The following is a 19,161-nucleotide window of genomic DNA, read 5'->3' on the forward strand; positions in this document are numbered from 1 at the left end:
CATGGCCACATCTTCGCTCATCACTGCCGATCAGGTCGGTGGCAATCAGGGCGCGGTTGCCGCACCCGATCAGGCATTCTTCGATAGCTTGAACGCCGAAGTCTCGGACAAGGGCTTCCTCGTCACGTCGACCGAGGAACTGTTCCAATGGGCGCGCACCGGCTCGCTTTGGTGGATGACCTTCGGCCTTGCCTGCTGCGCGGTCGAGATGATCCACGTGAACATGCCGCGTTACGATATGGAGCGCTTCGGCGTTGCCCCGCGCGCATCCCCGCGCCAGTCCGACGTGATGATCGTGGCAGGCACGCTATGCAACAAGATGGCCCCTGCGCTGCGCAAGGTCTATGACCAGATGTCCGATCCGAAGTACGTGATCTCGATGGGATCATGCGCCAACGGCGGCGGCTATTATCACTACAGCTACAGCGTTGTGCGCGGGTGTGACCGGATCGTGCCTGTGGATATCTACATCCCCGGCTGCCCTCCCACGGCTGAGGCATTGCTTTACGGTGTGATGCAGTTGCAGCGGAAAATCCGCCGCGCCGGCACGCTTGAGCGTTGAGGGGCGGGCACATGGCAGTACTCCACTCCGCCCCGCGCTGGACCTCGAACGAGGGCGTCCATGATGCGCTCGTCGCCGCTCTCGGTGATATGGTCGTTTCTTCCAAGGAAGAGCATGGCGAAATCGTGATCGAAGTGGCCCGTGAAAGCGCCGAAGACGCGCTGCGCAGTTTGCGCGACAATCACGAATACCAGCAGTTGATGGACATCGCGGGCGTCGATTACCCGAGCCGGGTGAACCGCTTCGAGGTGTGCTACTGCCTGCTCTCGCTGACGAAGAACCACCGCATCGTGGTCAAGGTATCCACCGATGAAGCCACGCCGGTGCCGACCGTCACCACGCTTTGGCCCAACGCCGGTTGGTATGAGCGTGAAGTTTACGACATGTTCGGCGTGCTGTTTGCCGGCAACCCCGATCTTCGCCGTATCCTCACCGACTATGGCTTCCAGGGCCATCCGTTCCGCAAGGACTTCCCGCTCACCGGCTATGTAGAACTGCGCTATTCCGAAGAGGACAAGCGCGTTGTCTATGAACCGGTGCAACTGGCCCAAGACCTGCGGCAGTTTGATTTCATGAGCCCATGGGAAGGCGCTGATTACGTCCTTCCGGGCGATGAAAAGGCTACACCTGCACCAGCGGCGGCGACACCCAAGACCACCGAAAAGCCTGCCGATACCGGCGCTGGCGCGAAGGCCAATGCCGAGGCTGCCAAGGCAACGCCTCCTGCAGATTCGACCAAAGATGCGCCCGCAGCACCTGCGCCGACGGAATCCCGTCCGGACAAGAAGGAGGATGGCAAGTGACCGGCTTCTCCATTCTTCGTCACCCTGAACTTGTGTCAGGGTCTATCCATCCGCAAGCATGGTTTTCGCCTGCTCACGCAGCGTCAGCCGCACGTTGGACCCCGGATCAAGTCCGGGGTGACGACGCTGGTATGAAGGGTCTGGTCGCATGACTCTGCAACTTGAACAATCGCCCACCACCGGCGATGAAGTCATCAGCAATTACACGATCAACTTCGGCCCGCAGCACCCTGCGGCGCACGGCGTGTTGCGCATGGTCATGGAACTGGATGGCGAAATCATCGAGCGCGTTGATCCGCACGTCGGCCTGCTGCATCGCGGCACCGAAAAGCTGATCGAGCACAAGACCTATCTTCAGGCGCTGCCCTATTTTGACCGGCTTGATTATTGCTCGCCGCTCGCGATGGAGCACTCTTATGTGCTGGCGGTTGAAAAGCTGCTGAACATCGAAGTGCCGCTGCGTGCGCAATATCTGCGCGTGTTGTTCGCCGAACTGACACGCATCTGCAATCACATGCTGAACTTAGGGTCTCATGTGATGGACGTCGGCGCGATGACGCCGAACTTGTGGATGTTCGAAATCCGTGAGGACTGCCTCAACTTCTTCGAACGCGCTTCGGGCGCGCGCATGCATGCGGCATGGTTCCGCCCCGGCGGCGTGCATCAGGACGTGCCGCTCAAGCTGCTGGCCGACATCGCCGACTGGATCGACACGCGCCTGCACCCGCTGTTCAACGACGCGATGAGCCTCGTCGTCGACAACCGCATCTTCAAGCAGCGGAATGTCGATATCGGCATCGTTTCGAAAGAAGACGCCGTGCGCTGGGGCTTCTCCGGCCCGATGATCCGTGGTTCGGGCATCGCGTGGGACTTGCGCAAGAGCCAGCCCTACGATGTGTATGACCGCATGGACTTCGCCGTTCCGGTGGGCACCAATGGCGATTGCTATGACCGCTTCATGGTCCGCGTCGAAGAAGTGCGCCAATCGGCCCGCATCATCCAGCAGTGCATCGCCGACATGCCCGAAGGCCCGATTGCCAGCACCGACCGCAAGGTTGTGCCGCCCAAGCGCGCCGAGATGAAGCAGTCGATGGAAGCGTTGATCCATCACTTCAAGCTCTACACCGAAGGCTTCCACGTTCCGGCGGGCGAAGTCTATGTGGCAACCGAAAGCCCCAAGGGCGAATTCGGCGTCTATCTCGTGTCGGACGGAAGCAACAAGCCCTACCGCTGCAAGATCCGCCCGACCGCGTTCTCGCACCTTCAGGCGATGGACTTCATGAGCGTCGGCCACATGCTGCCAGACGTGACCGCGATCATCGGCGCCATCGACGTGGTGTTCGGGGAGTGCGACCGGTGAGTGGCCTTTCACTTCCTCATTTGATCATCATCTTTGTTGTGTTGCCTCTGTCTTTTTTGCCGAGCATCATAGCATTCAAGCGGTCCCATGTTCAGAAGTGGTTCGTCCTCCTTCTAAACGTGCTTACGGGCTGGACTGGAATCGGCTGGATTGCGGCCTTTATCTGGGCTTGCGTAGGAAAGCCTGAACCTAAAGAACTGCGTTCATGAGCAATCTCGAAACCGCCAAGGCGATGATCGCCGCCTATAACGCGCAGGACGTGGACACTTACGTCTCGTACATGACCGACGACGCCTGCGAGGCGAACTATCGCGGCGATGTGGTGCGGGAAGGCAAGGAAGGCACGCGCTCCGGCCTTGCCGTCGCATTCGCGCGCTGGCCGCAGAACCATGCCGAGATCGTCGAGGCGCAGGCCATCGGCAATTATGTTTTGATGCGCGAACACGTCACGCGCGGCCCCGCCACCGATGGTTCGGCGCTGGTCGAGCCGTTTGACGTGATCGCAGTCTATTCTTTCGAGGGCGACAAGTGCTCTCGGGTGGAGTTCATCCGATGAACGCCACAAACACCAACCTCTCCGGTTCCGTCACCCTGAACTTGTTTCAGGGTCCATCGGGCCACACGCACGGTCTTCTCCGGAGAGGCAACCAGCCCGCAGCATGGTGCGCGAAGGCGCGCTCTGCACTGGCGGCGAAATGGACCCTGAAACAAGTTCAGGGTGACGATTTTGGAAAGGGAGCCGTTCGTGGCTGATCGTCACATCGAACCTGACAGCCCCGAATTGCGCGCGCGCTGGGGCAACTTTGAATGGACGGCGGCGAACGCCGAACAGGCCAAAGTCATCGTCGGACGCTATCCCGAAGGGCGTCAGCGCTCGGCGGTGATGCCGCTGCTCGATCTGGCGCAGCGTCAGGTTGGCGCAGAAGAGAACACGCAAGGCTGGCTGCCGATTCCGGTGATGGAATACGTGGCCAAGTACCTCGACATGCCGGTGATCCGCGTGGTCGAAGTGGCGACGTTCTATACGATGTACAACATCGCGCCGATTGGCCGCTTCCACGTGCAAGTCTGCGGCACCACGCCGTGCATGCTGCGCGGGTCGGACGACATCATGGCCGCCTGCAAGGGCAAGGGTCTGAAGAAGGGCCACACCACGCCGGACGGTCTGTTCACGCTGACCGAAGTCGAGTGCATGGGCAACTGCGCCTCGGCTCCGATGGTCCAGATCAACGACGACAATTACGAAGACCTGACCGCCGCCGACATGGACCGCATCCTTGACGAACTGGCAGCGGGCAAACAGCCGAAAACCGGTACGCAGCTTGCGGGCCGCCACACAGTGGAACCGGCGGGTGCGCTCAGTAACCTGACCGCGATGGTTGACGCCAATCACGATTATCGGGGGGAGTGGTAAGCCATGAACCTTGTGCAACAACATCCGTTCGTGTCGAGCGAAGTCGAGACACTGTGCGCGCGGCTTCTCGACTTCGCTCGAAGCGAACGGGGAGGGTTTGACCTGTGAGTCTCGCTGATAAAGACCGCATTTTCACCAACGTCTATGGTTTCCAGCCCTGGAACCTGAAAGCTGCGCAAATGCGTGGCGATTGGGACAACACCAAGGCCCTGATGGAACGCGGACAAGACGCGATCATCGAGGAAATCAAGGCTTCGGGCCTGCGCGGGCGTGGCGGTGCGGGCTTCCCCACGGGCATGAAATGGTCGTTCATGCCCAAGGAAAGCAAGGATGGTCGTCCTTCTTTCCTCGTGATCAACGCCGACGAATCCGAGCCGGGTTCGTGCAAGGACCGCGAAATCATCCGCCACGATCCGCACAAGCTGATCGAGGGCGCGCTGGTTGCGGGCTATGCGATGCGCGCGCGGGCAGCATACATCTACATTCGCGGCGAATATATCCGTGAGGCTGAGACGCTGTTTGCCGCCGTGCAGGAGGCCTATGACGCAGGCCTGATCGGCAAGAACGCCTGCGGTTCGGGCTACGATTTCGACGTCTTCGTCCATCGCGGCGCGGGCGCTTACATCTGCGGCGAAGAAACCGCGATGATCGAAAGCCTTGAAGGCAAGAAGGGTCAGCCCCGCCTCAAGCCGCCATTCCCGGCAGGCGCAGGCCTCTATGGCTGCCCGACCACGGTCAACAATGTTGAATCCATCGCAGTTGCACCAACGATCCTGCGTCGAGGCGCGTCGTGGTTCTCCTCGTTCGGGCGTGACAACAACAAGGGCACCAAGCTCTTCCAGATCAGCGGGCACGTAAACCGTCCCTGCGTGGTCGAAGAAGAGATGAGCATTCCGTTCAGCGAACTGATCGAAAAGCACTGCGGCGGCATTCGCGGCGGGCGTGACAATCTGCTGGCGGTGATCCCCGGCGGATCGTCAGTCCCGCTGGTCCCCGCGTCCGAAATCTGGGACGCGCCGATGGACTTTGACGGCCTCAAGGCGGTCGGCTCGGGCCTTGGCACCGCCGCCGTGATCGTCATGGACAAGTCCACCGACATCGTCCGCGCAATCGCCCGCCTGTCCTACTTCTACAAGCACGAGAGTTGCGGCCAGTGCACGCCCTGCCGCGAAGGCACAGGCTGGATGTGGCGCGTGATGGAACGCCTGCGCACCGGCGATGCCGACATCAGCGAAATCGACATGCTCCACAACGTGACCAAGCAAGTCGAAGGCCACACGATCTGCGCTCTGGGTGACGCCGCCGCATGGCCGATCCAGGGCCTGATCAAGCACTTCCGCCCGGAGATCGAACGCCGGATTGCCGAGAACGTGCGGCCAGAACTGTCGGAGGCGGCGGAGTAATGGGCCTCGTCTATCAGCGGATCAGGATTGCCAACGCGGCAAGGCCGGAGCTTGAGGAGGTGGATGCCAAGGCGCTCGTCGATTCACGTGCTATCGATCTGTGCATCCCCAAGCACGTTGTCAATCAGCTCAAGCTGCAAGTGCTTGAGCAGCGCGAAGTGACGACAGCGGACGGCAACAAGCAGGTTGTTGATTACGTTGGGCCAATCCTCGTAGAAGTGTTTGGCCGGAAAGCCTATACCGGCGCGCTGGTCATGGGCGACACGGTTCTGCTGGGAGCAATCCCGATGGAATCAATGGACCTTCTGATTGACCCGCGTCGGCAGGTGCTGATCCCTAATCCTGAAAATCCGAACATTCCCGGTGCGATGGCCATGGGTGTGCGTCATGCACGAAAGGCAGCAGAGTAATGCCTAAAGTCAAAGTCGATGGCGTAGAACTCGAAGTCCCTGCAGGCGCTACTGTCCTGCAGGCGTGCGAGTTGGCCGGCAAGGAAATTCCACGCTTCTGCTATCACGAGCGGCTGTCCATTGCGGGCAATTGCCGCATGTGTCTGGTCGAGGTGAAGCCGGGGCCGCCAAAGCCGCAGGCAAGCTGCGCGCTGCCCGCCACCGAAGGGCAGGAAATCCGCACGGATTCCGAGATGGTCAAGAAGGCGCGCGAGGGGGTGATGGAGTTTCTCCTGATCAACCACCCGCTCGACTGCCCGATCTGCGATCAGGGCGGCGAGTGCGATCTGCAGGACCAGTCGGTTGCTTATGGCCGCGGTGCCTCGCGTTATCACGAGCACAAGCGCGCCGTGACCGAGAAGTACATGGGCCCGCTCATCAAGACGACGATGACGCGCTGCATCCACTGCACCCGCTGCGTCCGCTTCAGTGAAGAAGTGGCGGGCGTGGACGAAATCGGCGCGCTCTATCGCGGCGAGACGATGCAGATTTCGACCTATCTCGAAAAGGCTGCGGCGCACGAATTGTCGGCCAATGTGATCGACTTGTGCCCGGTCGGTGCGCTCACCAGCGCACCTTACGCCTTTGAAGCGCGTCCGTGGGAATTGAAGAAGACGCTGTCGATCGACGTGTCGGACGCCGTGGGGTCGAACATCCGGCTCGACAGCCGTGGCCGCGAAGTGATGCGCGCCTTGCCACGCGTCAACGATGACGTGAACGAGGAATGGCTGTCTGACCGCGCACGCTATGTGGTCGATGGCCTGACCCGTCGCCGCCTCGACAAGCCGTGGCTGCGCCGAGATGGCAAGCTGGTTGCCGCAACTTGGGCCGAGGCTTTCGAGGCTGTTGCAAAGATCAATCCCGGCTCATCGGTCGCCGTGGTGGCCGGTGATCTGGTCGATTGCGAAACGATGTTTGCGGCCAAGAAGCTGGCAGGGGCCTTGGGCTCCACGCTGCTCGAAGGCCGCCAGACCGGTTTGGCCTATGACACGTCGAACCTTGCCGCGGTAAACTTCAACTCTACGCTTGCCGGGATTGAAGAAGCCGACGCGATCCTGATCGTCGGCTCAATGGTCCGCGATGAAGCGCCGCTGCTCAACACCCGCATCCGCAAGGCTGTGAAGAAGGGCGCCAAAGTGTTCATCGTCGGCCCGCAATGGGACCCGACGTATGCGGCCACTTTCATCGGTGATGATCTGGCGGTCATGGGCAATCTGCCTGCTTCCGTCAGCGAAGCATTCGGCGCGGCGCAGAAGCCTGCTATCATCCTTGGCGGCGCTGCGCTGGGCAAGGGGGCGCTGGGAGCAGGGCTGGCCTTCGCTGAAAAGTTCAATCTGGTTCGTGAGGGCTGGAACGGCTTCAACGTCGTCCACATGGCCGCTGCCCGCATGGGCGGGCTGATGCTGGGCTATGCGCAAAAGGGCGGCCTTGCCGATCTGGTTGCTGCTGCGCCCAAGATGGTGATTTCGTTAGGCGCTGATGAGGTGGACTTCGCCAAGTTTGCCGGGTCCATGATCGTCCACATCGGCCACCACGGTGACAAGGCGGCGCATGCTGCCGACGTGATCCTGCCCGCCGCTGCGTTCAGCGAAAAGGACGGCACTTACGTCAACACCGAAGGCCGCGTGCAATATGCCGAACAGGCCGTGTTCGCGCCGGGTGACGCTCGGCAGGATTGGACGATCCTGCGCGCCATGGCCGATGCGCTTGGCGTTTCGGTCGGGTTTGACAGCTTCGAACAGCTTCGCGCCGCGATGATTGCCGAAGTTCCTGCACTGGGCACAGAAGGTCTGGCCGATTACGGCGCGGTTCCTGCCGCTCCTGCTGGCGCGAAAGCTGAAGGCGTGATCGCGGGCTATCCGATCAAGGATCGCTACCTGACCAACGCCATCGCGCGCTCCAGCCCGACGTTGCAGCGCTGCTCGGCAGAATTGCTCCACGGAGAAAGCTTTGCGGAGGCCGCGGAATGATGACGAATAACACCTTCGTCATTGCGAGCGTAGCGACGCAATCCAGTGCGCCGCGCTGGTCGGCTCTGGATTGCCGCGCGGCTTTGCCGCTCGCAATGACGAATGAAGGGGTCGCATTGTGACAGAATTCTTCATGGGTCTTGGCCTCTCCTACGAGATGGCCTGGGGGCTCTCCACCATCTGCGGCATTCTGCTGATCGCGTTCCCGCTGATGCTGGGCGTTGCGATGATCATTTATGCCGACCGCAAGATCTGGGCGGCGATGGCGCTGCGCAAGGGGCCGAATGTGGTGGGGCCGCTGGGCCTGCTGCAATCCTTCGCCGATGGTTTGAAAGTTTTCTTGCAGGAAACCATCATCCCGACAGCGGCGAACAAGGGCCTGTTCCTCATCGCGCCGATCATCACCTTCACCGTCGCGCTGTTGGCCTGGGCGGTGATCCCGTTCAATTCGGGCGCGGTGCTGGCCGATATCAACGTCGGGCTGTTGTACGTTCTCGCGATCTCCTCGCTCGGCGTTTATGGCGTGGTGATCGCGGGCTGGTCGTCCAACTCGAAGTATCCGTTCTTCTCGGCCATGCGCGCTTCGGCGCAGATGATTTCCTATGAAGTCTCGATCGGATTTATCCTGATCTGCGTCGTTTTGTGGGCTGGCACGTTCAACTTGAACGACATCGTCAAGGCGCAGCAATCGCACGTCTGGATCATCAACGGCTTCGTCGCGAACCCGCTGCTGTTCCCGATGTGGGTGATGTTCCTGATTTCGGGCATGGCCGAAACCGCGCGCGCACCGTTCGACCTTACCGAGGCGGAATCAGAGCTGGTTGCCGGGTATCAGACCGAATACTCCTCGATGGCCTTCGCGCTCTACTGGCTGGGCGAATATGCCAACGTGCTGCTGATGTGCGCGCTGAACGCCGTGCTGTTCTGGGGCGGATACCTGCCGCCGCTCGACATTCCGGTGCTCTATCTGGTGCCGGGCTTTGTGTGGCTCCTGCTCAAGATCCTGTTTTTCTTCTTCATCTTCAGCTGGGTAAAGGCGACGGTCCCGCGCTATCGCTATGACCAGCTGATGCGCCTTGGCTGGAAGATTTTCCTGCCCACCTCGCTGCTGTTCGTGGTTCTCGTCAGCGGCTACCTTATGGCTACCGGACACTTCGCATGAGCGTCTCGCAACTCATCAAAAGCTTCACGCTTTGGGAATTCCTCAAGGCGCACTGGCTGACCTTGAAGTATCTCTTCAAGCCCAAGGCGACGATCAATTACCCGTTCGAGAAGAACCCGCTTTCCCCGCGCTTTCGTGGTGAACATGCGCTGCGCCGTTATCCCAACGGTGAGGAACGCTGCATCGCGTGCAAGCTGTGCGAGGCGGTGTGTCCGGCGCAGGCCATCACCATCGAGGCCGAGCCGCGCGATGATGGCAGCCGCCGCACCACGCGTTATGACATCGACATGACCAAGTGCATCTTCTGCGGCTTTTGCCAGGAAGCCTGCCCGGTCGATGCCATCGTCGAAGGTCCGAACTTCGAATACGCGACAGAAACGCGCGAGGAGCTGCTTTACGACAAGGCCAAGCTGCTCAGCAACGGGGACAAGTGGGAGCGGGCACTGGCCGCGAACCTTGAAGCCGATGCGCCGTATCGCTAGGGGGCCGCGATCATGATGTTTTCAATCGACATAATCCTCCCCGGAACGGGGAGGGGGACCGTCCGCAGGATGGTGGAGGGGTCGGCACCAGTCGATCAAGCTGGGCGTTTGCGGACAGGCTTCGGCCCCTCCGTCAGCCTTTCGGCTGCCACCTCCCCGTTCCGGGGAGGATTTTGAGATGATCCAGGTAATCGCCTTCTATCTCTTCGCCACGCTGTGCATCTTCAGTGGTGCCGTGACGATCCTCGCGCGCAATCCGGTGCATTCGGTGCTCTGGCTGATCCTCGCGTTCTTCAACGCTGCCGGCCTGATGGTGCTGGTGGGGGCAGAATTCATCGCGATGCTGCTGGTCATCGTCTATGTCGGCGCGGTTGCTGTGCTGTTCCTCTTCGTGGTGATGATGCTCGACATCGATTTTGCCGAATTGCGGGCAGGGTTCATCAAGAACTTCCCGCTGGGCCTCGCGCTGGCACTGGTATTGTTCGTTGAACTGTTCATCGGTCTGGTCGTTCATGGCGCAGGCGGGGTGCAATTGGGCAAGGCCAGCGGCGCTGCGGCGCAAGCGGCTGATATGTCGAACATTCAGGCCATCGGCGCGCTGCTTTACAGCAAGTATCTGTTCTTGTTCGAAGCGGCAGGGCTTGTCCTGCTGGTCGCCATGATCGGCGCGATTGTACTGACACATCGTGAGCGGAGCGGGACCAAGGGCCAGAACATCGCCAAGCAGAACGCACGCCGTCCGCAGGACGCCACGATCAACATGCAGCCTGAAACGGGCAAGGGAGTTCAGCTGTGATCGGCATTCCAGCCGTTATGACTGCGGCAACTCACGATAATTCCGTCACCCTGAACTCGTTTCAGGGTACATCTCTCATCACGCGCCGAAGGGGTGATCGTCAGCATGGCGGCACAATCACACCTTTAAATGCGCCACTTGCGTTAAGGGCACAATGGATCCTGAAACAAGTTCAGGATGACGTGGCTGCGGTTTCGAATGGCGGTGGGTTTTGGGGCATGAAATCATGATCGGCATCGAACACTATCTCGTCGTCAGCTCGATCCTGTTCGTGCTGGGCGTGTTGGGGATTTTCCTCAACCGCAAGAACGTGATCATCATCCTGATGGCGATCGAATTGATCCTGCTGTCGGTGAACATCAACTTCGTCGCTTTCAGCGCCTTCCTGGGCGATCTGGTGGGGCAGGTTTTTGCGATGTTTGTGCTGACCGTGGCGGCGGGTGAAGCGGCCATCGGTCTTGCTATCCTCGTCATCTACTTCCGTGGTCGCGGCACGATTGCCGTTGACGATGTCAACCGGATGAAAGGCTGAGTTGGGCGCAATGTCTTCCATCCTGATCATAGTTTTCCTGCCGCTTCTGGCAGCGATCATCGCAGGGCTTGGCAACAAGCAACTGGGCATGGTGCCCGCAAAGGTCATCACCACCGGCGCGCTGTTCATCTCGTGCGCGCTGTCATGGCCGATCTTCATCGGCTTCCTTGGCGGCCATGCCGAGGCTAGCGTCACGCCAGTGCTCGACTGGGTAAAGTCGGGTAACCTCGACTTCACTTGGGCATTGCGCGTCGACACACTTACTGCTGTCATGTTGGTGGTTATCACCAGCGTCTCGGCACTCGTCCACCTGTACTCATGGGGGTACATGAGCGAAGAGCCGGATCAACCGCGCTTCTTTGCCTACCTCTCGCTGTTCACCTTCGCGATGTTGATGCTGGTGACGGCGGACAACCTCGTGCAGATGTTCTTCGGTTGGGAAGGGGTGGGCCTTGCCTCTTATCTGCTGATCGGTTTCTGGTTCAAAAAGCCATCGGCCAATGCCGCTGCGATGAAGGCCTTTGTGGTCAACCGCGTGGGCGACCTTGGCTTCATGATGGGCATTTTCGGCACGTTCCTCGTGTTCGGCACCGTTTCGATCCCCGCGATCCTTGAAGCAGCCCCCGGCATGGCCGGATCGACAATCGGCTTCCTTGGCGGCCGGTTCGATACGATGACCGTGCTGTGCATCCTGCTGTTCATCGGCGCGATGGGCAAATCGGCCCAGCTTGGCCTGCACACCTGGTTGCCGGACGCGATGGAAGGCCCGACGCCGGTGTCGGCGCTGATCCATGCGGCTACGATGGTTACCGCTGGCGTGTTCATGGTCTGCCGCCTGTCGCCGATGTTCGAAGTCAGCCCGACCGCTCTGGCGATGGTCACTTTCGTCGGCGCGATGACCTGCATCTTTGCGGCAACCGTTGGCACGACGCAGACCGACATCAAGCGCGTGATCGCCTATTCGACCTGTTCGCAGCTTGGCTACATGTTCTTTGCGGCGGGCGTGGGCGCTTATGGCGCTTCGATGTTCCACCTGTTCACGCACGCCTTCTTCAAGGCGCTGCTGTTCCTCGGCGCAGGCAGCGTGATCCATGCGATGCACCATGAACAGGACATGCGGTATTACGGAGGCCTGCGGAAAAGCATCCCGCTCACGTACTGGGCGATGATGATGGGCACGCTGGCGATTACCGGCGTCGGCATTGTCGATGTATTCGGTTTTGCAGGCTTCTATTCGAAGGATGCGATCCTTGAAGCAGCTTATGCCAAGGGTACGGAACTGGGCTATTTTGCCTTCTTCCTTGGTATCTTTGCAGCACTTCTGACCAGCTTCTATTCGTGGCGGCTGATCTTCCTGACTTTCTTCGGCAAGCCGCGCTGGGAACAGTCCGAGCATATTCAGCACGCGGTCCACGATGCACATGGTCATGACGATCATGCTCACGGGCATGAAGAACACGCCCACGCGCATCACGATGAGCACAGCGACGGCACGGCGGGCTATCACCCGCACGAAAGCCCGCTCAACATGCTTATCCCGCTCGGCGTCCTGTCGGTTGGCGCGGTTCTGGCAGGTTCCGTGTTCCACCATTCCTTCGTCAGCGAAGGCACCGGTCACTTCTGGAAGGGCTCGCTGATCTTTGCCGAACACACCATTCACGCGATGCACGACGTGCCGCTGTGGGTGAAGTGGGCACCGTTTGCGGTGATGGCGACCGGTCTGCTGATCGCCTGGTATGCCTACATCAAGAACACGAAGTTCCCGGCGGCGTTCGTCGATCAGTTCGGGTTCCTCTACAAGTTCCTGCTCAACAAGTGGTATTTCGACGAGCTTTACCGCGCCGTGTTCATCGTGCCTGCCATGTGGCTGGGCCGCGTGTTCTGGAAGGTGATGGATCAGGGCGTGATTGACCGGTTCGGCCCCAACGGTGCCGCCTGGGTCGTTGCCCAGGGCAGCCGCGCCGCCGCCAAGCTCCAGTCGGGGTATCTCTATAGCTATGCGCTGGTCATGCTCGTCGGACTTGTCGGCGCGATCAGCTGGGTGATCGCACAATGAACGGGTTTCCGATCCTCTCCCTGATGCTGCTGGTGCCGCTGGTGGCAGCCGTCGCCTGTCTTGTCGTGCCGCGTGAACAGGCGCGCAGCGTTGCCTTGTTGGCAACCTTCGTGGATTTCGCGCTCGGCATGGTGCTGTGGGCAAATTACGATATTGGCGGTGCGCAGTGGCAGTTCACCGAAAGCGCCGCGTTGTTTGCAGGCTTCTCGTGGAAGCTGGGCATTGATGGCATCGCATTGATGCTGATCGCGCTCACGGTGTTCCTGATGCCGGTGTGCATCGGCGCCAGCTGGCTGTCGATCGACAAGCGTCAGGGTGAATATTACGCGGCGTTCCTGCTCATGGAAACGCTGATGATCGGCGTGTTCGCGGCGCAGGATCTGTTCCTGTTCTACATCATGTTCGAAGCCGGCCTCATCCCGATGTACCTGATCATCGGCGTGTGGGGCGGGGCTGATCGCATTTATGCCAGCTACAAGTTCTTCCTCTACACGCTGCTCGGCTCGGTGCTGATGCTGATCGCGATGTTCTGGATGGTCAACGAGGCTGGCACCACCGATATCCCGACGCTGATGGCCTACAACTTCCCGGCCCACGCTCAGACGTGGCTGTGGCTGGCTTTCTTTGCCAGCTTTGCGGTGAAGATGCCGATGTGGCCGGTCCACACCTGGCTGCCCGATGCGCACGTTCAGGCACCCACCGGCGGTTCGGTGATCCTTGCAGGCGTCTTGCTCAAGATGGGTGGCTACGGCTTCATCCGCTTCTCCTTGCCGATGTTCCCCGAAGCCTCGGCACAATTCGCGCCCTTGATCTTCGGTATGTCGATGGCGGCCGTCGTCATCACCTCGCTGATCGCGCTGGTGCAGACCGATATGAAGAAGCTGATCGCTTATTCATCAGTCGCGCACATGGCGATTGTCACGGTCGGTCTGTTTGCGTTCAACATTCAGGGCCTCGAAGGCTCGATGATCGTGATGCTAAGCCACGGCCTCGTTGCAGGCGCATTGTTCCTCTGCGTCGGCGTCATTTATGATCGCCTGCACACCCGCGAGATTGACCGTTACGGCGGCCTTTCCACCAACATGCCACGCTACGCCATTTTCTTCCTGCTGTTCACGATGGCCTCCATCGGCCTGCCGGGGACAAGTGGCTTCGTCGGCGAATTCCTGTCGTTGCTGGGTATTTATGAAATGTCGAGCTGGGTTGCGCTGGTCTGCACCACCGGGATCATCCTTGGCGCAGCCTACATGCTCTACCTCTATCGCCGCGTCGCTTATGGTGAACAGAAAAACGCCGATGCCGCTGCCATGCTCGATCTGGATAAGCGCGAGTGGGCGATGATGGTGCCGCTGGCTGCTGTCGTGCTGTGGATGGGCGTCTATCCTGAAAGCTTCCTCGCGCCGATGCGCAAAGATATCGCAACGCTTGACGCCCGTCTCGCTCACGCAAAGCCGCATGGCGATGCCGATGTGAAGGCCGGAACCGGAAAGCCCGCTGCTGAAGAACATTCCGCCCATGGGGGGGCGCACTGATGGATTTCGCCCGCTCACTCGCGCTCGTCGCCCCAGAAACGCTGCTTTCGGTATCGGGACTGATCCTGCTGCTGGTCGCCGCATGGGCCGGTGACAAGGCCTCCCGCGCCATCTCCATCGCTGCTGTCGCCGTGCTGACGGCCTGCGCCATCATCGCCGCTCCCGCATTGTGGGGCGGGGCGATGGGGCCGCAAACCGAAGCGTTCGGTGGTCAGTTCCGCGCCGATGCTTTCGCCGCCTATGGCAAGCTCCTGATCTATGCCAGCGCGGGCGTCACCCTGATGGTTGCCCCAGCGTTCTTTGATCGCGTCAAGGCGATGCGCGCAGAATTCCCGCTGCTTATCATGTTCGCCTCAATCGGCATGGGCATGATGGTTTCGGCGGCGGATCTACTCACGCTCTATATCGGCCTCGAATTGACCAGCCTTGCTTCGTATGTGCTGGCCTCGTTCCTGCGCGTCGATGAACGCTCGGCCGAAGCGGGCCTCAAGTACTTCGTGCTGGGTTCGCTGGCATCGGGCATCCTGCTGTTCGGCATGAGCCTGCTTTACGGTTTCACCGGCTCCACCAGCTTTGCCGCCATCCACGATGCGATGACTGGCGAAATGGCAACCGGCGCGCTGTTCGGCGTGATCTTCGTGCTCGCCGGTTTGGCGTTCAAGATCAGCGCCGCGCCGTTCCACATGTGGACGCCTGACGTTTACGAAGGCGCACCGACGCCCGTCACCACCTTCTTCTCGACCGCGCCAAAGGTTGCCGCGCTCGGCCTGATGATGCGCGTCACGCTGGAGGCTTTCGGCAATCAGGTTTTCGCCTGGCAGCAAGTCGTGATCTTTGCCTCGCTGCTCTCGATCGTGATCGGGGCGCTGGGTGCCATCGGCCAGAACAACATCAAGCGTCTGATGGCCTATTCGTCGATCAACAACGTTGGCTTCATCCTGATCGGCCTCGCCACTGCAACGCAGGCAGGTGCCTCGGCAATGCTCGTCTACCTGGCAATCTATGTCGCGATGTCGGTCGCAGGCTTTGTCGTAATCCTGCTGCTGCGTGATGAAAATGGTGATGCGGTCGAAGCGATTTCCGATCTGGCCGGTTTGTCCAAAACCCGCCCATGGCTTGCGCTGTCGCTGGCCATGGTGATGTTCAGCCTTGCCGGCATACCGCCGCTGTTCGGCTTCTGGGGCAAGTTCGTTGTGTTCCAGGCTGCGGTTCAGGCTGATCTCATCATCCTTGCCGCCATCGGTATTGCCGCCTCGGTTATCGGCGCGTTCTATTATCTCAAAGTCGTCAAGGTCATGTATTTTGACGAGGCGGTGGACAAAGTGAAGGGCACAGGCGAATTGTCGCACACCGTCATCCTTGTGCTTGCCCTGCTGGTCAATTCGCCGCTTGGCTATCTCTTGACCAAGTGCCTTGATACGCTGGCGGGCAATGCCGCTGCGGCGCTGTTCTTCGCTTACTGATACGCCGCGCGACTTGATTGAAACCATTGCTGATATTCCCTCGACCAACGGTGAGCTTTTAGCCCGCCTTGGTCGGGGTGAGCCTGTTGCCGAAGGCCAGTGGCTCGTTGCTGACCGCCAGAGCGCGGGGCGGGGTCGTGCGGGCCGCGTCTGGTCCGATGGTTACGGCAATTTCATGGGGTCCACCGTGGTGCGCTTGCGCGCCTCTGATCCCTTGCCGCAAACTCTGGCGCTTGTTGCAGGTGTCGCGGTGTATGAAGCTGTGTCCGAGGTTTGCAGCGGGCTTGAAGGCCTGATGCTCAAATGGCCGAATGACTTGCTGGTGGGCGATGCCAAACTGGCCGGTATCCTGCTTGAGCGACAAGGCGATTGCGTGGTTGTGGGCATCGGTGTGAACCTTGCCCAAGCCCCGCAGGTTGAGGGGCGATCCACCGCTTCATTATCCGCGCTGGGTCAGTTCATTGCGCGCGATAGTTTCGCCGCGACCCTTGCCGAACGCTTTGCCGATGCACTGATCCGCTGGCATCTTGGCGAATGGTCGGTTTTGCGCATGCAGTGGCTTTCGCGCGCATTGCCCACCGGTACGCTTGTTTCGGTCAAAGATCGCGACCATGGCGAGATTATGGGTGCGTTTGCCGGCATTGACGATGACGGCGTGGCCCTTCTGCGCTTGGCGAATGGTGCAGTCCATGCCATCCACGCAGGCGATATAGAAATGGTGGGTTCTCATGCTTCTGGCGGTTGACGTCGGCAATACCAACATCGTCTTTGCCTTGTTTCAGGGCCGGGCGATCAAATCGCGTTGGCGCGTTGCTACCGATCCGCGCCGGACGGCAGATGAATATGCCGTGTGGCTTTTGCAATTGATGCAATTACAAGGGTTTGATCCGAAATCTGTGAAGCAGATCCTGATCTCCACGGTGGTTCCGCGCGCATTGCATAACCTGACGGTGCTCTCGCAAAAGTATTTCGGCCTCGATCCGCTCGTAGCGGGCCAAGCACCCGTAGAATGGGGTTTCGAAGCCGATATTGACGATCCGCGCTCACTCGGTGCTGATCGTGCGGTCAACGCGATTGCCGCCCACGCACGCTATCCCGGCGATCTGATTGTGGTAGATTTCGGCACGGCGACCACGTTCGACGTGGTTGATTTCAACGGCGCTTATAAAGGCGGCATTATCGCTCCGGGCATCAATCTGTCGCTTGATGCATTGGTCAACGCCGCCGCGAAACTCCCCCGCATCGCCATTGAAGCGCCAACCCGCAACAAAAGCGTAATTGGCCGCAACACCGAGGACCAGATGCACATTGGCGTGTTCTGGGGCTATGTTGCGATGATGGAAGGCCTGATCATGCGTATGCGTGCCGAAATCGGACGGCCTGCCAAAGTGGTCGCAACAGGCGGCCTCGCTGTGCTATTTGGCGAACACACCAATATTTTCGACCATGTCGATACCGACCTGACGCTGGATGGCCTTGCCATTCTGGCCGAGCGGGTCGCGCTCAAGCAAGGCTTTACCCAGTGAAATCACCCAAGGAATTGTTGTTCATCGCCCTTGGCGGGTCGGGCGAAATTGGCATGAACGTCAACCTCTATTGCTGTGACGGCAAATGGTTGATGGTTGATCTGGGCATGACCTTTGCCGATCCGCATTATCCGGGGATTGATCTGGTCTTTGCCGACCTTGAATTTATCGAAGACCGGCTCGACAATCTGATTGGCGTTGTGCTCACGCATGCCCACGAAGACCACATCGGCGCAGTGCCCTATTTCGCACAAGACCTTGGCGTGCCGCTTTATGCTACACCCTTCACCGCAAAACTGGTGCATGAAAAGCTGGTTGAGGCAGGGATCGAGAAAGAGGTTGAACTCAACGTCATTGATCATCTTGACCGGTTCGAGCTTGGCCCGTTCGGCATCCGCTATGTGCCGCTGGCGCACTCGATTGCCGAAGGCAACGCGCTGTTGATCGATACGCCGCATGGCAAAATCTTCCACACCGGCGATTGGAAGCTGGATGATGAACCGCGCATCGGCACGCCTGCCACCGAGGAAGAACTCACCGCGATTGGCGATGAAGGTATTCTTGCGCTGGTTTGCGATTCCACCAACGTCTTCAATCCCAAAGCGTCCGGGTCAGAAGGAGAAGTGCGGGCAGGGCTGATGGAAGCCGTCGCGGCGCAAAAGGGCCGCCGCGTTGTCGTTACCACCTTTGCGTCCAACGTGGCACGCTTGCAGACTTTGGGTGAGGTCGCGCAAGCAACCGGAAGGCAGCTTTGTGTGGCAGGGCGCTCGCTCGACCGGATCATCCGCGTGGCCAAATCATGCGGCTATCTCAAAGACTTGCCCGATCTTGTTCATATCGATGATGCGATGGATGTGCCGCGCGGTGAATTGCTGGTGCTGGCCACCGGCGGGCAGGGTGAGGCGCGCGCGGCGCTGGGACGCATCGCTTCGGAACAGCATCCCATCCGGCTTGAAAAGGGCGATGTCGTGTTGTTTTCCAGCCGCCAGATCCCGGGCAATGAACTGGCAATCGGCCGCATCCAGAATGCGCTGGCAGACAAGGGCATCCGCATCGTGACGGACCGCCAGTCCATGATCCACGTTTCAGGTCATCCCGGACGTCCTGAACTTGTGGCGCTATACGATTGGATTCGGCCGGAAATATTGGTGCCGGTGCATGGCGAAATCCGCCATATGGCCGAACAGGCGCAATTGGGGCTGGACGAAGGTATTCCCAAGGCCATCGTCCAGAAAAACGGCGATCTGATCCGGCTTGCGCCTGATGGCCCTAAAAAGCTGTCCGAGGAACGCGCTGGAAGGCTTATCCTTGATGGCGACATCATCGCGCCCGCCAACGGCGAGGCGATCATCGCGCGCCGCAAGATTGCCGAAAACGGCTTGATCAGCGTGGCTTTGGCCGTGCGGAGCGACGGGTTGCTGGTTTCCGACGTCGATATCGGCTCGATGGGCATTCCGCTTGACGAGGATATGGAAGCGTTTGTCGCCGATGCCAAAGTTGAAGCGGCAGAGGCAATTAGCAAGCTCCGTGGTGATCGCAAGCGTGACCGCGTCGCCGTGGCTGAAGCTGTGCGGCTTGCCGTGCGCCGCTGTGGCCAGCGCTGGTCGGGCAAGAAGCCTGTTGTCCAAGTGCTGTTGCGGGAAGGCTGACG

The 19,161-nt window shown here is 59.9% G+C and carries 21 protein-coding genes; all 21 read left to right on the plus strand.

Annotation, left to right across the window (positions count from 1 at the left end; genetic code table 11):
- Position 1 precedes the first annotated feature (1 nt).
- The 21 genes from B7Y89_RS01100 to B7Y89_RS01195 all read left to right on the plus strand — a co-directional run bounded on the left by B7Y89_RS01100 (position 2) and on the right by B7Y89_RS01195 (position 19,159).
- Positions 2-562: an NADH-quinone oxidoreductase subunit B gene (locus B7Y89_RS01100; RefSeq protein WP_292934918.1), complete on the plus strand. Its 561-nt coding sequence runs from the start codon at positions 2-4 to the stop codon at positions 560-562.
- Between the two features lie 11 nt (positions 563-573).
- Positions 574-1,365, plus strand: coding sequence for an NADH-quinone oxidoreductase subunit C (locus tag B7Y89_RS01105; RefSeq protein WP_292934919.1), 792 nt, complete (start codon positions 574-576; stop codon positions 1,363-1,365).
- Positions 1,366-1,513: 148 nt separating this feature from the next.
- Positions 1,514-2,725 carry an NADH-quinone oxidoreductase subunit D gene (locus B7Y89_RS01110; protein WP_292934920.1) on the plus strand — a complete coding sequence of 404 codons (1,212 nt, stop codon included), beginning with the start codon at positions 1,514-1,516 and terminating at the stop codon, positions 2,723-2,725.
- 38 nt (positions 2,726-2,763) lie between these two features.
- Complete coding sequence (locus B7Y89_RS18260; protein ID WP_366415448.1) at positions 2,764-2,934, plus strand: superinfection immunity protein; 171 nt, start codon at positions 2,764-2,766, stop codon at positions 2,932-2,934.
- Positions 2,931-3,281 (plus strand): nuclear transport factor 2 family protein, encoded by a 351-nt coding sequence (locus tag B7Y89_RS01115; protein WP_292934921.1) that lies wholly within the window; start codon positions 2,931-2,933, stop codon positions 3,279-3,281. The genes B7Y89_RS18260 and B7Y89_RS01115 overlap by 4 nt, the downstream gene beginning before the upstream one ends.
- Before the next feature lie 189 nt (positions 3,282-3,470).
- Positions 3,471-4,139 carry an NAD(P)H-dependent oxidoreductase subunit E gene (locus tag B7Y89_RS01120; RefSeq protein ID WP_292934923.1) on the plus strand — a complete coding sequence of 223 codons (669 nt, stop codon included), beginning with the start codon at positions 3,471-3,473 and terminating at the stop codon, positions 4,137-4,139.
- 104 nt (positions 4,140-4,243) lie between these two features.
- Positions 4,244-5,542 (plus strand): NADH-quinone oxidoreductase subunit NuoF, encoded by a 1,299-nt coding sequence (gene nuoF, locus B7Y89_RS01125; protein ID WP_292934925.1) that lies wholly within the window; start codon positions 4,244-4,246, stop codon positions 5,540-5,542.
- Entirely contained in the window at positions 5,542-5,952 is a 411-nt protein-coding gene (locus B7Y89_RS01130; protein ID WP_292934926.1) for a clan AA aspartic protease, read from the plus strand. Before nuoF ends, B7Y89_RS01130 begins: the two co-directional genes overlap by 1 nt.
- Positions 5,952-7,961: an NADH-quinone oxidoreductase subunit NuoG gene (gene nuoG, locus B7Y89_RS01135; RefSeq protein ID WP_292934927.1), complete on the plus strand. Its 2,010-nt coding sequence runs from the start codon at positions 5,952-5,954 to the stop codon at positions 7,959-7,961. Before B7Y89_RS01130 ends, nuoG begins: the two co-directional genes overlap by 1 nt.
- Positions 7,958-8,083: a hypothetical protein gene (locus B7Y89_RS01140; protein ID WP_292934929.1), complete on the plus strand. Its 126-nt coding sequence runs from the start codon at positions 7,958-7,960 to the stop codon at positions 8,081-8,083. Before nuoG ends, B7Y89_RS01140 begins: the two co-directional genes overlap by 4 nt.
- Positions 8,080-9,123: an NADH-quinone oxidoreductase subunit NuoH gene (nuoH, locus tag B7Y89_RS01145; protein ID WP_292934931.1), complete on the plus strand. Its 1,044-nt coding sequence runs from the start codon at positions 8,080-8,082 to the stop codon at positions 9,121-9,123. The genes B7Y89_RS01140 and nuoH overlap by 4 nt, the downstream gene beginning before the upstream one ends.
- A complete protein-coding gene (gene nuoI / locus B7Y89_RS01150; RefSeq protein ID WP_292934933.1) occupies positions 9,120-9,605 on the plus strand; it encodes an NADH-quinone oxidoreductase subunit NuoI in 486 nt (161 codons plus the stop codon). Before nuoH ends, nuoI begins: the two co-directional genes overlap by 4 nt.
- Before the next feature lie 178 nt (positions 9,606-9,783).
- Entirely contained in the window at positions 9,784-10,401 is a 618-nt protein-coding gene (locus B7Y89_RS01155) for an NADH-quinone oxidoreductase subunit J (protein ID WP_292934934.1), read from the plus strand.
- The gene (locus B7Y89_RS01160; protein ID WP_292934936.1) at positions 10,398-10,631 is read left to right on the plus strand and encodes a hypothetical protein; all 234 of its coding nucleotides are present in this window, start codon (positions 10,398-10,400) and stop codon (positions 10,629-10,631) included. The genes B7Y89_RS01155 and B7Y89_RS01160 overlap by 4 nt, the downstream gene beginning before the upstream one ends.
- Positions 10,628-10,933, plus strand: coding sequence for an NADH-quinone oxidoreductase subunit NuoK (gene nuoK, locus B7Y89_RS01165; RefSeq protein WP_054106279.1), 306 nt, complete (start codon positions 10,628-10,630; stop codon positions 10,931-10,933). Before B7Y89_RS01160 ends, nuoK begins: the two co-directional genes overlap by 4 nt.
- A 10-nt stretch (positions 10,934-10,943) precedes the next feature.
- Entirely contained in the window at positions 10,944-12,989 is a 2,046-nt protein-coding gene (nuoL, locus tag B7Y89_RS01170) for an NADH-quinone oxidoreductase subunit L (RefSeq protein ID WP_292934940.1), read from the plus strand.
- Positions 12,986-14,521, plus strand: coding sequence for an NADH-quinone oxidoreductase subunit M (locus B7Y89_RS01175; protein WP_292934941.1), 1,536 nt, complete (start codon positions 12,986-12,988; stop codon positions 14,519-14,521). Before nuoL ends, B7Y89_RS01175 begins: the two co-directional genes overlap by 4 nt.
- Positions 14,521-15,984 (plus strand): NADH-quinone oxidoreductase subunit NuoN, encoded by a 1,464-nt coding sequence (gene nuoN / locus B7Y89_RS01180; RefSeq protein WP_292934942.1) that lies wholly within the window; start codon positions 14,521-14,523, stop codon positions 15,982-15,984. Before B7Y89_RS01175 ends, nuoN begins: the two co-directional genes overlap by 1 nt.
- A gap of 13 nt (positions 15,985-15,997) precedes the next feature.
- Positions 15,998-16,729: a biotin--[acetyl-CoA-carboxylase] ligase gene (locus B7Y89_RS01185; RefSeq protein WP_292934943.1), complete on the plus strand. Its 732-nt coding sequence runs from the start codon at positions 15,998-16,000 to the stop codon at positions 16,727-16,729.
- Positions 16,713-17,510, plus strand: a complete 798-nt coding sequence (locus B7Y89_RS01190) for a type III pantothenate kinase (RefSeq protein WP_292934944.1) — start codon at positions 16,713-16,715, stop codon at positions 17,508-17,510. The genes B7Y89_RS01185 and B7Y89_RS01190 overlap by 17 nt, the downstream gene beginning before the upstream one ends.
- The gene (locus B7Y89_RS01195; RefSeq protein WP_292934946.1) at positions 17,507-19,159 is read left to right on the plus strand and encodes a ribonuclease J; all 1,653 of its coding nucleotides are present in this window, start codon (positions 17,507-17,509) and stop codon (positions 19,157-19,159) included. The genes B7Y89_RS01190 and B7Y89_RS01195 overlap by 4 nt, the downstream gene beginning before the upstream one ends.
- Positions 19,160-19,161 lie beyond the last annotated feature (2 nt).

This window comes from Novosphingobium sp. 32-60-15, from assembly GCF_002280675.1.
GTDB lineage: Bacteria > Pseudomonadota > Alphaproteobacteria > Sphingomonadales > Sphingomonadaceae > Novosphingobium.

Coding starts and splice junctions, on each gene's coding strand:
- B7Y89_RS01100 (WP_292934918.1), top strand. CDS start 2: ATGGCCACATCTTCGCTCATCACTGCCGATCAGGTCGGTGGCAATCAG.
- B7Y89_RS01105 (WP_292934919.1), top strand. CDS start 574: ATGGCAGTACTCCACTCCGCCCCGCGCTGGACCTCGAACGAGGGCGTC.
- B7Y89_RS01110 (WP_292934920.1), top strand. CDS start 1,514: ATGACTCTGCAACTTGAACAATCGCCCACCACCGGCGATGAAGTCATC.
- B7Y89_RS01115 (WP_292934921.1), top strand. CDS start 2,931: ATGAGCAATCTCGAAACCGCCAAGGCGATGATCGCCGCCTATAACGCG.
- B7Y89_RS01130 (WP_292934926.1), top strand. CDS start 5,542: ATGGGCCTCGTCTATCAGCGGATCAGGATTGCCAACGCGGCAAGGCCG.
- nuoG (WP_292934927.1), top strand. CDS start 5,952: ATGCCTAAAGTCAAAGTCGATGGCGTAGAACTCGAAGTCCCTGCAGGC.
- B7Y89_RS01140 (WP_292934929.1), top strand. CDS start 7,958: ATGATGACGAATAACACCTTCGTCATTGCGAGCGTAGCGACGCAATCC.
- nuoI (WP_292934933.1), top strand. CDS start 9,120: ATGAGCGTCTCGCAACTCATCAAAAGCTTCACGCTTTGGGAATTCCTC.
- B7Y89_RS01155 (WP_292934934.1), top strand. CDS start 9,784: ATGATCCAGGTAATCGCCTTCTATCTCTTCGCCACGCTGTGCATCTTC.
- nuoK (WP_054106279.1), top strand. CDS start 10,628: ATGATCGGCATCGAACACTATCTCGTCGTCAGCTCGATCCTGTTCGTG.
- nuoL (WP_292934940.1), top strand. CDS start 10,944: ATGTCTTCCATCCTGATCATAGTTTTCCTGCCGCTTCTGGCAGCGATC.
- B7Y89_RS01175 (WP_292934941.1), top strand. CDS start 12,986: ATGAACGGGTTTCCGATCCTCTCCCTGATGCTGCTGGTGCCGCTGGTG.
- nuoN (WP_292934942.1), top strand. CDS start 14,521: ATGGATTTCGCCCGCTCACTCGCGCTCGTCGCCCCAGAAACGCTGCTT.
- B7Y89_RS01190 (WP_292934944.1), top strand. CDS start 16,713: ATGCTTCTGGCGGTTGACGTCGGCAATACCAACATCGTCTTTGCCTTG.